This window comes from Enterobacter sp. K510 (genome assembly GCF_055804875.1).
In genome coordinates, this window is the sequence record NZ_JBNRLQ010000003.1 from 426,034 (window position 1) to 438,519 (window position 12,486).

The 12,486-nt window shown below is 53.1% G+C and carries 11 protein-coding genes; 6 read left to right on the forward strand and 5 right to left on the reverse strand.

The features are described 5' to 3' along the window. Positions 1–54 precede the first annotated feature (54 nt). Positions 55–690 carry a TetR/AcrR family transcriptional regulator gene (locus ACQUTD_RS07430; RefSeq protein WP_072567467.1) on the reverse strand — a complete coding sequence of 212 codons (636 nt, stop codon included), beginning with the start codon at positions 688–690 and terminating at the stop codon, positions 55–57. Positions 691–936: 246 nt separating this feature from the next. On the opposite strand from ACQUTD_RS07430, the gene bhsA reads away from it, so the two are divergent. Genes bhsA through ACQUTD_RS07445 form a run of 3 tightly spaced genes read left to right on the forward strand, consistent with a single transcriptional unit; the run spans position 937 to position 1,692 of the window. Continuing rightward, positions 937–1,194, forward strand: a complete 258-nt coding sequence (gene bhsA / locus ACQUTD_RS07435) for a multiple stress resistance protein BhsA (protein WP_318363185.1) — start codon at positions 937–939, stop codon at positions 1,192–1,194. A gap of 39 nt (positions 1,195–1,233) precedes the next feature. Next, positions 1,234–1,422 (forward strand): hypothetical protein, encoded by a 189-nt coding sequence (locus ACQUTD_RS07440; RefSeq protein ID WP_473274020.1) that lies wholly within the window; start codon positions 1,234–1,236, stop codon positions 1,420–1,422. Between the two features lie 60 nt (positions 1,423–1,482). Then, complete coding sequence (locus tag ACQUTD_RS07445) at positions 1,483–1,692, forward strand: YdgH/BhsA/McbA-like domain containing protein (RefSeq protein ID WP_072567464.1); 210 nt, start codon at positions 1,483–1,485, stop codon at positions 1,690–1,692. A gap of 79 nt (positions 1,693–1,771) precedes the next feature. Here ACQUTD_RS07445 and ACQUTD_RS07450 read toward each other — a convergent pair whose 3' ends face one another. After that, positions 1,772–2,377, reverse strand: a complete 606-nt coding sequence (locus tag ACQUTD_RS07450) for an ATP-dependent Clp protease proteolytic subunit (protein WP_072567463.1) — start codon at positions 2,375–2,377, stop codon at positions 1,772–1,774. A 141-nt stretch (positions 2,378–2,518) separates the two neighbouring features. Between ACQUTD_RS07450 and ACQUTD_RS07455 the strand changes: the two genes are divergently transcribed. Together ACQUTD_RS07455 and ACQUTD_RS07460 are read left to right on the forward strand one after the other, a co-directional pair. Continuing rightward, positions 2,519–3,319, forward strand: coding sequence for a GNAT family N-acetyltransferase (locus tag ACQUTD_RS07455; RefSeq protein ID WP_473274019.1), 801 nt, complete (start codon positions 2,519–2,521; stop codon positions 3,317–3,319). A gap of 58 nt (positions 3,320–3,377) precedes the next feature. After that, complete coding sequence (locus ACQUTD_RS07460; protein ID WP_473274018.1) at positions 3,378–3,950, forward strand: DUF1349 domain-containing protein; 573 nt, start codon at positions 3,378–3,380, stop codon at positions 3,948–3,950. A gap of 37 nt (positions 3,951–3,987) precedes the next feature. Here ACQUTD_RS07460 and ACQUTD_RS07465 read toward each other — a convergent pair whose 3' ends face one another. Further along, positions 3,988–8,037 carry an autotransporter outer membrane beta-barrel domain-containing protein gene (locus ACQUTD_RS07465; RefSeq protein WP_473274017.1) on the reverse strand — a complete coding sequence of 1,350 codons (4,050 nt, stop codon included), beginning with the start codon at positions 8,035–8,037 and terminating at the stop codon, positions 3,988–3,990. Positions 8,038–8,413: 376 nt separating this feature from the next. Between ACQUTD_RS07465 and ACQUTD_RS07470 the strand changes: the two genes are divergently transcribed. Continuing rightward, positions 8,414–9,025 carry a LuxR C-terminal-related transcriptional regulator gene (locus ACQUTD_RS07470; protein WP_473274016.1) on the forward strand — a complete coding sequence of 204 codons (612 nt, stop codon included), beginning with the start codon at positions 8,414–8,416 and terminating at the stop codon, positions 9,023–9,025. A 52-nt stretch (positions 9,026–9,077) separates the two neighbouring features. Here ACQUTD_RS07470 and ACQUTD_RS07475 read toward each other — a convergent pair whose 3' ends face one another. Both ACQUTD_RS07475 and ACQUTD_RS07480 read right to left on the reverse strand, forming a co-directional pair. After that, positions 9,078–10,631: a peptide MFS transporter gene (locus ACQUTD_RS07475; protein WP_318376141.1), complete on the reverse strand. Its 1,554-nt coding sequence runs from the start codon at positions 10,629–10,631 to the stop codon at positions 9,078–9,080. A gap of 411 nt (positions 10,632–11,042) precedes the next feature. Continuing rightward, entirely contained in the window at positions 11,043–12,041 is a 999-nt protein-coding gene (locus ACQUTD_RS07480; RefSeq protein WP_473274015.1) for a YadA C-terminal domain-containing protein, read from the reverse strand. Between the last annotated feature and the right edge of the window lie 445 nt (positions 12,042–12,486).

Consider the following 12,486-nt stretch of genomic DNA (forward strand, 5'->3'; position numbering starts at 1 on the left):
GTCACATTTCCGGCCGTATCGCCATTTATCAGTAAAACCAATCATTTTAATGACTTAAGACGAAACTAACGTCGGCCACAACGCCAGCGTCGTATCGATAATTTGCATCAGATCTTCAGGCGACGCACCTTCACGGGCGCTGACCGACATCCCCTGGATCAGGCAGCTTATAAAAGCGGTCAATGCTGACAAATCGGTGTGGGCGGGCAGTTCACCCTTTTCCTGCCGTTGCGTTAAAAACGCCAGCAGCATCTTTTCTTCCTGCGCATGACGGGTACGCACAGCACAGGCGATTTGCTCTGAAGATGCCGATACCGTGGCGGAAGTATTAATCAGAAAACAGCCTGCCGGGGTATCTGTGCTGGTAAAGCAACGGGCCAGCGCGGTGAGATAGTCACGCACGGCCTGCTCCACAGGTTTCTCATCGCAGAACAACTGCGCTTTGTGCCTGGCGGCAAAGGTACTGACATAGCGGTCCAGTACCGCCCGGAACAGTCCCTCTTTATTAGTAAATTCTGCATATAACGTCGGCGCCTTCGCGCCTGTCGCCTCTACCAGATCGGCAAGCGAGGTCGCTTCGTAGCCGTGCTGCCAGAATAGTTCCATCGCCCGATCCAGCGTGGCCTCACGGTCAAACACTTTGGGTCGTCCCCTGCCTTTCTTCGTACAACTTGTCATCTGCATGGTCATTCGGCCCCCTGCTTTCAGTGATTTATATAGTAATCATTATAAAAACAAGTCGGCAGCGATGACCAGCAGGTTTTATACAAAAAATTTTTTCATGTATCTAAATGATTTATATGGGTTTAATAATTATATTAACGGTCATTAAAAAATAAGGTTGACGTGTGATGCAGATCACATCTATCATTTGTCTATCGATCGTTAAGTAATTACTTACGACACTCATTACACCGAATACTGAAGGTACTGATTATGAAAAACGTTAAAGCTCTGTTCGCCGTCGCCATCCTGAGTTCACTCTCTTTCGCAAGCGTCGCTGCGGTGCAGGTTGATGCGACTCCCGCCGGTCAGCAGAAAGTGGGGCATATCTCAGCTAACGCGGGCACTAACATCGCATCACTGGAAGCAGAACTGGCACAGAAAGCCGATGAAATGGGCGCGAAGTCTTACCGCATTACTTCTGTTACCGGCCCGAATACGCTGCACGGTACTGCGGTCATTTATAAATAAGTCGCCGATAACGACCCTTGATGAAAGAAGGTATAAAAAATGAAAAACATCAGCGTAGTTACTGCTTTTATCCTGGCCGCCACCGTCTCCTTTGGCGCAATGGCAGCCGATAACCATACACCGCGTCCTGAAGCCGGTTCGAATATCGATAACACCGCGCATCAGAACCACCTGGAATACAGTCACGCTTTCGATCCTGAAAACCTGACCGCAGGCGATCTCCAGTAACTAATGATCCCTGAACGAAAAGTTAACGCTCTTACCGAATATACTGTTGAAGGAATTATCATGAAAAACGTTAAAACCCTGGCCGCTGTAGCCGCTCTGTCCCTGATGTCTTTTGGCGCTTTCGCACAATCCGTTACCGCTTCTGCCTCCACGCTGGACGCCGCTGAAGCGCAGATTGCCGCAAAAGCAGAAAAAGCCGGCGCATCCTATAAAATTACCGAAGCTAACGTCAGTAATAACGTGCACATGACCGCTGAACTGACAAAATAAGTCAGCGAGCCTGTCCTGGCGCCGTCCGACAAAAACAAAAAGCTCCCTGGGGAGCTTTTTTTATGCGCGCAATACAGGCTTAGTCGAGGTTTAAATCATCATAGTGCTGAATTAATTTACCGACGACGCCGTAATCCAGCGCCTGCTCCGGTGACATCCAGTAGTTACGATCTGAATCTTTTTTCACTTTTTCCAGCGGCTGCCCGGTCGCGTCGGCAATCAGCTTGTTAACCCTTTCCTGCATGCGAATAATTTCACGCGCTTCAATTTCAATATCCGTTGCCTGACCACGCACGCCGCCTAACGGCTGATGGATCATAAAACGGGTATTTGGCAGAGAATACCGGTGCTCTTTTTTCGCTGCCAGGTAAATGGTGATCCCGGCGCTGGCGACCCAGCCGGTACCAATGACATGCACTTCCGGACGAATGAATTTGATAAAGTCGTGGATGGTATCGCCCGCTTCAACATGACCGCCCTGGCTGTTGATATAAAGCTTAATCGGATCATTGTTGATGCTTTGCAACAGGATCAGCTGCGTCACTACTTTTTCGGCCAGCGTCTGGTTGATCTCGCCGGAAATAATGATCGAGCGGGAGGCGAGCATTTTTTGCTGCAACAGGCCGGAACCCTGGGTTTCTTCTTTTGACGTATCTTCAGGATCGTTTTTCATCGTGTGGTGCATTGTCATATCCTCTGGCAAAAGCGCGCAACATGCGCAATGTTATCTGCAAACTGAGTGTAGCTGCCTTTTGCCGTCAACCCAACAGTAACCGTCGGCGTTACCCTGTAGAATAAGTGACTCATTTGTTCATGGAGAGATGCGATGCCTTTTACCGCCGTACCCGCTTACGCGCTCAGCATCACTGAGCTGACGGATATTCTCGGGCGCTGTTTTCAGGATTATTTTGTTCCTTTTACGCTGACGCCAGAGCACTTCGCCGCCCGCTTTATTGCCGAGGGGCTGAGCTTTGCAGATTCCTGCGTCTGGTTTATGGATAACGAGCCTGTGGCGATCGCGCTTATTACGCGGCGGGGCAAACGTGCGCGGCTGGCGGCCTTTGCGATCCAGCCTGGCTGGCGCGGTAAAGGGCTGACCAAAACGATGCTGAGCGCGTTATTTGCCGGGCTGGCAGAGGTCACCTCGCTGTCGCTGGAAGTGATCCGCGAGAACACGCCTGCCATTGCGCTGTATGAATCGCTGGGATTTTGCGTCGCGCGCGAACTGTGCGGCTATCAGGGCAAGCTTGTCGAACCCAGGACTGAACTGGCAGACGACTCGCTGGATGGCCTGCTGTGCGCGGTTTATCGCGGCCCGGCTGAAAATACGCCCTGGCAGCTCGATCCGCTCTGCTTCCCGTCGCTGCCGTGTCGGGTGGTGAAAGATGGCGAGCACGCCTGGGGGGTGATCGCCACGCTGACAGCCACGCCGCAGCTGCGCTATCTTTTCGTGGATCCCGCGCACCGCCGTCAGGGCCTTGCCCGCCAGCTGTTGCAAAAAATCAACGCGCAATATCCTGGGATTGGAACGCCCGTCGCCGTTCCGTCCGCTTTTTCTTCATTGTTTGAAGGGGCGGGCTTTAAGGAAATGGTGATTGCCCAGTATGAAATGGTGCGTACGCCATAGGCTGTTTTGTATGAAAGATTCTACACTGAGACTTCATCCTGACGACGCTGGAGGCTGCATGTCAGTAAATTTTAACTGGATCAATGAACCCGCACAGTGGCATTACGAAAACGGTAAACTACAGGTTATTACCGACGAAAAGACCGACTTCTGGCAAAAAACCTGGTATGGCTTTGAGCGCTTTTCCGGGCATATCTTCGCAACAGAAGTCGCCGATGACTTTACCTTCCAGGTAAAGGTATGCGCAGATTTCAACACCCTGTACGACCAGGCGGGGATCATGCTGATGATCGACGAGCACCACTGGTTAAAAGCCGGCATTGAGTATAACGATGGCGCGCCGGCTATCGGCAGCGTGCTGACGCGGGAGAATTCGGACTGGGCGACGGGGATTTTTCCGGGCGATCCGCGCACTTTCTGGCTGCGGCTCACACGCAAGGGCGACAGCCTGCGGCTACAGTATTCCACCGATGGCCAGCACTGGCCGCTGCTGCGTTTAGGCTGGTTTCCGCGTGGCCCGGCGAAAGTGGGCGTGATGTGCTGTACGCCTGAACGGCGCGGGCTGGCAGTGGAGTTTCCGGAGATGGCGCTTACGCCGCCACTCGATAAAGCCCTGCATGATTTAAGCTAAAAAAATCGCGGGCCTGACGCCCGCGAGCCTCATGTTATCAGAAGGAAAGTTTATAGGTTGCGCCTATCGTCTGACCGGTGCTGTGTTCAGACGCCGTGATGTTGTAGCCAACGCCGAAGGCCATGTTGCCTTTGTGCAGCTTCACGCCCAGTTGTCCGTTGAACGCGGTGTTGTCGACCACATCGGCGGCAATCACGTCAGAAGCCTGGATCCCAGGTGCGGAGACTCTGCTCTGCGTGCGCGTGTCGCCTGCGACAGCAATCACTCCGACATCAGCCCGGGCGCGCAGATCCCAGCCCGCATCCAGCGCGAAGGCTTTAGTAAACTTCACACCCGCCGGGAACTGCCAGATATCCTGGCGCGTTTGATCCGTTTTAAACAGGCTGTCGCGACGGCTGCCGTTAGTATCGAACCCGTGGGTGGTCAGCTGGTTGAAGCGAGCGCCCGCGTGCGGGACAATCTCCACCAGCGGCGTGTTAATCCGATATTCACCGGTGATGCCGACGGTGAACAACTGCGAATCCACCGCGCCCTTCACTTTGCCATCCAGATTTGTCCATGCCGGAATACGCTGTTCAAGGTCGTTACGGTTTTCGCTGTAGCCGATGTCCGCAGTGACGTTCGCGCCCTGACTCGCCCAGTTCTGATACAGCGCGACGCCCCAGAAGCTGAAGTCATTACTGGTGGCGTTGAAGTCACCGGTGGAGTCGGTTTCACCGTTACCGGCATGAACCGCGCCGCCGCTGCGCATCGCCCCCAGCGCGCTGTCATAAGCCATATCGCTGCCCACTATCAGGCCGGTGAAGTCGGTGTCATAGCCGTAGGTCATGCGCGAGGCGTGCAAATCGCGGTTGCGCTGGTTGCCATACAGCGCCTGCACCCAGACGCTGGCATCCTTATCCGCTTGCAGCCCGTTACCGGTGACCGACAGCCTGTCCTGAATCGCCCCGGCAGCGGCCATCCCGGTCGCCAGCGTGCTGCTCTGCACCCCGCCCGCAATAGCCAGTTGCGCCACGCTGTTGACGGTTTTGATCACCTCGCTGTTGTGCACTTTAGGATCTTCAATGGCGGTCGACAGCAGGCGAATACTGGCGTGCGGACTGGTCAGCGAGTTCGATCCGCTGCTGATCATGCTGTTGAGCGCATTACCGATCGCCACGCCCGGCAGAACCACCTGCGACGCTTTGGCGGAGGTGGTGACCGTTACCGCGCCGTTATTTTCCTGTGTGGTGGCGTCAAGCAGCTTGTTCACCACCAGGTTCGCCCCCTGCCAGCCCTGCCCTTCCCGCTGGATGTCACTGAAACCGTTCGCAATGGTATAGGTTTTATTGGCTCTGGCGTCGGCGATATAAAGCGCGGCCGAGTCTGCCACTTTTAACGTGCCGTCAGTGGCGTTCAGCGCCCCGTGCCCTGCGGCGGCGGAAGCATTCACCATCAGCAGCGAATGTTCGCCAAATTCAGCGTGGTTCACCGTGGCGTCACGGGAAGCCGATGCGCTGGTCAGCGAGCCATCAATACGCAGACCGCCCGTTCCTGCCGCCAGCGTTTGCGGTGCGCCAATCGCCAGTGCCGCGGTAATACTCTCTTTGCCCCAGCGAAGCCCGCTGTCGGCGAAGTGTTGCAGCGCAGCTGCGCTGGACGTGTCCCCCAGCACCAGCAGGGCATTCTGCCCGGTGGTCAGGCGACCATTCACCTCGCGACCGGCCATTACCACCTGCGAGGCGTCTTTCAGGGTGGCGCCGCTCTTCCATGCCGGGTCGATAAACATCCGCGCGCCCTGCAGATCCGCATCGCCCACCACCAGCGATCCCGCGGCGGTGAGACTGCCGACGGTGATCATGGCGTCCTCTCCTGCGATCAGATGCTCCGCATTAAGCGCCCCCTGAACGTTCAGTTGCGCCTCATCCTGCAACGCCAGGTCGGCGTCAAAAATAGCGTTCTGATAGATATTCACCGTACCGCTGCTGACTATGGCCGCTTCGCTGTTGCCGGAGGTCACGCTGTGGTGTCCGGCGACCACGTTCATCTGGCTGTCGCTGCCCACGCTGATATTGCCATGCAGCGTGCCGCTGGTGTTGCCCGTGGCCCTGGCACCGAGGTTTAACGCGCCGTTGCTGACGTTGATATTCACATTTGCCTCAGGCGCCCCGGCGACACCAATCAGCGCGCCGCCCATCGCCCCGGTCAGCGTCAGCGACTGGCCGCCGGTAATTTCAACCTCTGCATCCTGCGTGCCTTCCAGCACCAGCTGCGCGGCGCCAAAGCTGTTTTCCACGCCGATGGCATCCTCCGGCAGCGGCGCGCCGGACGCGCCTATCACCAGATGGTTTTTATCCGCCGTGACCTGCACCACTGAAAGTACCGCCCCGGCAACCGCGGCGTCGGCGATAGTGACGGTGCCCACGGCCGTATCGCCGTTGACCAGTTGTCCGGTCATCACCAGCGCGCCATTGGTGTGGCCTTCCAGCAGCTGGTTTATCGACTTCACGTAGCCGAGCTGATAGGTGCTGTCGGTTAACACCAGGGTGCTGTCATTAATGCGGATGCGCGATCCGGTAGCGTTAAATCCGCCTGTGGTATCAGTGCTGGCGTCCTGATTAAAAAGCTGTGCTGACCGGGTTTGCAGCAGGCTCTTGTTAGTCAGCTCAAGCGAGGCGCCATCGCGCAGGGAGAGCGTATCCGCCATAATCTGCGCCGCATTGAACGTCAGTTTTCCCAGGCTCAGATCGACGGGGGCGGTCACTTTGCCGCCGTTCACCTGCAACGCCTGGCCGACGTTACCGTCGGTAAAGCCGCCCTGTATCGCGGTCTGGCCGATAATATTCAGCTTACTGATATTGCTGAATTTACTGCCATCCAGACGGGTCATCGAGCGGGCCAGCGTCAGGGCGCTGTTGACGCTGCCGTAGAGGTGACCGTCGATAACGGCATTGTCGAGCAGCACGTTCGCGCTCTGCACAGTGTCACCCGCGAGGATCACATCGCCGGTGATATGCGCATTATTACTGAGTTTTACATCAATACCGATGGCGTTGCCGAGCGTCATATTGCCGTTAAGCTGAGCGTTTTGCAGATCAACCTGCACACGATCGCTGCTGGTCAGCGCGATATTGCCATTAATGGTGCTGGACGCCGCCGCCAGACGGGTGGAGGTGCCGCCGTTCACGATAATCGCATCGCCATTGGCATTAGTGGTTTTCGTCACGGTACTGCCGTTCAGCGTCAGGGTATTTAAACCGGTTTTCGGGTTGGTGACCGAAATGCTGCCGTTAAGCTGGCTGTTTTCCAGCGCAATGTCGTTCTGGATTTCCGTGGTGGCGAAGCTGGTAATGTGCAGCGCTTTATCCGTTGGCACCACCGCGCCGGCGGTATCAATACGGCTATTTTTCAACGCGATGGTATTGTTATTGCGGCTACCGGAGATCACCACGCCGCCCTTATTCAACTGGCTCTCTTCGATATTTATTTCATGAATACCGCCACCGCCGGTTAACACTCTGCCGTTCAGCACGCTGCCGTTAACAATATCGATTTTCTGGTTACCGTTATCAGTGGTACTGAGGTAGAGCGCCGACCCTCTGGCATAGTTTTTACTGGCAGGGGTTTTGCCGTTCTTATCGTAGTCCACGTCCGCCTGCGCGCCGTTCACGGTGGAGCGATCGACTTTTATCTGTAAATGCGTGGTGCCGCCGCCAGCCTCCAGCCAGTCCACGGACGCGTTATTCGCCAGCGTAATACTGGCGGTGCCTTTTTTACTGGCGTTAATGTAAGCGTTATCTAATTTCGCGCCATCAACCAACAGGTTTTGAATGTCATTATCGCCACGTGACGAGGTACCGCTGGCGAAATAGACGCTTTTCGCGGCCGCATCGCCGTTAATGGCGGCATCCTGGGTTGGGCTGGTAAAATACCAGGCTGTCGGTTTTGGATTAAGGCTGGTGGTGACCTGCAACTCCTTAAGCCCGCAGGTTCCGGCGCTATAAGAGACACAGGTATTTGCAGCGCTGAGGTGAGGAACGATAAGACTGCCACCTAATACCAGCCCTACACTTCTGGCAATGCGGGTGATGCGGAAATTCTTCTCCATACCATACTCCTTAAGTATTCAGCCTTATTTAAGGTAATGCGCCGCGATTTCTTTACGGCGTTCCCGTTACCGACAGCGGGCCTGTACTTTAATTAATGAGTTCACATTTTGTTACGACTCCAAACATATCAGAGGAAAGTTCGCGATCCATTCAGACAGTTGCTGCCCTAATACGATTTATCTTAAAGAAAAATATAGCCATCTGTTTTTTATAAAGTTATTAAGCACCATCGTAATAAAAATAATGTCGCCGCACGATATGCTTCTTTTTTGGTAAGAGTTTTCTTATAATCCAAATCCTATTTCTTAATTGCCTTTTATTGCCGTCACAGGTAATTATTGCCACCATGAATATTTTTAATAAAGGTTATGGATAATGATCGCTGTAATAACGTCATGCAGCTTCTTTCGTGAAGGGTTTCATGAGCTTTCCCGTCAACTACTTACCGAGTGCAAATCCTTTTCACGGGTGATGTACAGCGATACCATTAATACATTCACCAAGAAAATACTTAGTCAAACAAAAGCGATAGTGGTGGATTACGGGCAGTCAGACATTCAGCAACTCATCGATCTGTTGGTTGTTAAGAATAAGTATCCAGATAGTTATTTTATATTTATTACGCGTGAAAGCTGCTTCGAAAACACCATTGAAAATATTCTTATCAATACCGTTTCCGATTACTCAATTGATTGCGTCAGTGCCGTCCGAAAATTAAAGGCGTGCCTGAAGGATTTTGCCTCCGGCAATCAGCATATTATCGTCACCAAAAACAGGCGGCTGTATCATATTGAAAAAGAGAAGAACCTGACGAAGCGGGAAAGTGATTTATTGCCCTACATTATTTCAGGGCGAAATAATAAGGAAATCTCACGTTATCTGGACGTCAGCGGCAAAACGGTGAGCCACCATCGTCGCAACATTTATCATAAGTTTGCAGTCAATAACCTGACGGGTCTTTATCATGTCTTTGGTCGCTATGCCTGATACGGCGAAACGCTAAGGCAGGCTTACACCTGCCATAGCGTCGTTATATCACTCAGGCATCAGCAACCGGTTTTGCTTCAGTTTTCACCTGGGCATTTTCCAGCATACGACGCACCGGAACGATAAGCAGGGTCAGCACCGCCGCGCAAATCAACAGCGCAATAGAGCAGCGCGCGAACAGATCCGGCAGCATATCCAGCTGATCCGCCTTCACATGACCGCCAATCAGACCCGCCGCCAGGTTGCCCAGCGCACTGGCGCAGAACCACAGCCCCATCATCTGACCACGCATTCTTTCCGGCGCAAGCAGGGTCATGGTCGCCAGACCAATCGGGCTTAAGCACAATTCGCCGAGAGTCAGCATCAGGATGCTGCCCACCAGCCAGAATGGCGATACGCCTGCCCCGCCGTTCGCCAGCACGTTCTGCGCCGCCAGCATCATCAGCCCAAAGCCGCCCGCAGCGCACAAAATGCCGATCACAAATTTGGTCATACTGCTCATGCGCACATTGTTACGCGCCAGCATCGGCCATGCCCAGCTGAACACCGGCGCCAGAATGATAATGAACAGCGCATTAATGGACTGGAACCACACCGCAGGGATCTCAAAATCACCGATCATACGATTGGTATAGTCATTCGCGAACAGGTTAAATGACGTCGGTTTCTGTTCGAAGGCCGACCAGAAGAAGGCGGCGGAAACCAGCAGGATAAAGCACACCAGCAGTCTGGCGCGCTCTTTACGGTTAAGCCCGGCAAACACAAAGAGCCAGATAAAGTAGAGGGCCACCGAGGCGGCAATGACGTATACCAGCACGCTGGCGACAGCGACCGGGTTAATCACAATTACGCCCTGCGCGATAAGCGCCACGACAATCGCCACGCCTGCCGCCAGGCCGAGCAGCCAGCCGCCGACGCCGTTTTTCTTCGCCACCGGGTTGTTCCAGGTGGAATCAAGACCCACTTCGCTGTCGTAGCGTTTCATGGCCGGTACGGCAAACAGGCGAAAGATAACCAGCGCCACCAGCATGCCGATTCCACCAATACCAAAGCCCCAGTGCCAGCCGTGGGATTTAATCAGCCAACCAGAAATCAGCGGCGCGATAAAGGATCCCATGTTGATGCCCATATAAAACAGCGAGAAGCCGCCGTCACGACGCGCATCGCCCTTTTTATAAAGCGTACCGACCATCACCGAAATACAGGTTTTGAATAGCCCGGAGCCAAGGACGATAAACATCAGGCCAATAAAAAACATGCTGTTGCCCATCATGGCCGACAGCGCGATGGAGAGGTGGCCCAGGGCAATCAGAATTGAGCCGTACCACACCGCCCTCTGCTGGCCGAGCCAGTTGTCCGCCAGCCAGCCGCCCGGCAACGCGGCAAGATACATACTACCGGCAAAGATCCCCACAATGGCCGAGGCATTTTCACGTGCCAGCCCCATACCGCCATCGTAGACGGTAGCGGCCATGAACAAAATCAGCAGCGGGCGAATGCCGTAAAAGGAGAATCGTTCCCACATTTCCGTGAAGAACAGCGAGCCAAGCGGATAAGGATGCCCGAAGAAAGTCCGGCTTTCGTTTTTATTAACAGAGGAATGCATAAATTCTCCCAAAGAGGTGTGTCGTAGCGACTGCAAACACCGGTTGTATGCCGACCATGGAGGTTTTCGGTCGGTCATTTACACCCGGCAAAATATTATTTAACCATTTGTTAACTGAACACCAGCGTTGTCTGACAGCAGAATCCCGACTTTAAGATGAAAAGTCGACAAATGTCTAGTTTCGCAGATTTTATGTTGGGTGATTGTGGATAGTGATTGACATCAGGCAGCACTGCAAATGAGGTCAGTATCCTCATCTCACTGATGAGGATACTGATGGCCCGCCATGAACATTATGCGGGTGAGTAAATTCCAGGGAGGTTATTTATCAGGGTTATTTCGTACGCCCTCAAACAATCCCCAGCCAACGATAAGCAGATAAAGAAAAAGCTTCATGTAAGGTGACATCTGTTACCAGTCTCCATGTAAACCGATGCTGCCGCCAAAGGCTTCAGCGTCATAACTGCCCTGCACCGTAACGGCACTGTGATTACCCGCTCTGAACTGCAAACCGCCCGCCAGCGCGGTTTCGCCGCGATAATCGCCTACTGATACGGCATAGCCACTGCGGTTAGCGTTGTAATGGAGGTTAGCGGTGGCCTGCGCGCTGGCACCGAGGCGTTTAATCGCTTTGTTATTGCGATCAATTTGCTTTTGCAAACCTTTAGCGACGCGATCGGTATAGCGTTTTGCATCCTGTACGCCCTGATCAACATAACGCGCGGAGGATTCCGCCAGCACTTTGGCGTAGGCTTCCGCAGCGGCAAACTGTTCATCGGTGTAGGTGTTAGCCTGCGCTCTGGCATGAGCCGCGGCGCTGTCCGCATGAGCGTCGGCGTGCTTTTCAGCTGCGGCGGCGGCGTCATCGGCGTGCCCTTCTGCGGCGGCTTCGGCGTGATCGGAAACAGCATCCGCGTAACCGATCACCGAAGCCAGTGAGGTATCGCCGTTATCCGCCGGGTCAGTATTAGGGTTGTCGGTATTGTCGGGGTTATTATTGTTATCGGGGTTATTATTGTTATCGGCGTTATTATTATTGTTATCGCCGTTATTATCGCTGCCGTTATTATCGGGCTTGCCGGTGTTGTGATCCCCCGTAATACTATCATGCAACTGAGCAAGTAAATCATCGGATACGCTGGTGTCGCCCCACGTAATGTAATGATGCTCGTTCCAGTAATTAACCTCTTCGGGGCTGTCAAAATGGACGCCAAGGCGATCCGCTTCGTTGTTAATATCGTTTAACCAGCTGTCTATGCCATTTTGTTGCGTCTGGTTTATTTTATCCTCTACCGCCTGCTCTGCGGCGCTGCATTCCGACTGCCAGTTATCCAGCGCAGCACAATTATCATGCGCATACGCGTTTCCCACAGGCAATAAAATAGCCAAAGTTAAAAGCGTCTTTTTCATAAAATTAAATCGTTATTAATAAGGAATGACGGCACATTGGATGCGCCCGGCAACAAAAAATAACGCACAGCCGACATTGGATCAAGTATTAATGCTGCTTAACATATTATCAGTTTAACTTTAGTTAACTTCGTTTACATCGCACCCGCGATAATTAACCGCTAAAAAACATTGTTAGTGTAATGCACCAGTGAATGTTGCAGAATTATTTAAAACTGTAACATTCAGCCGATTTTTTAGTACATACGGCGTCCCGCAATTGATGCCGGACAAATTCCCTTTCCATCGCCCTGCGAATATGATAATTAAATAGCAGGTGATTATTTAAATTGAAGCGTTTTTTTCAGAATGGATCGTAGCTTCCAAAGGAATAATTTAACAATTGCCTTTGGTTGTTAACTAAATTTTAAATTTCCATTTACTGCTGGCCATCCATATATACATC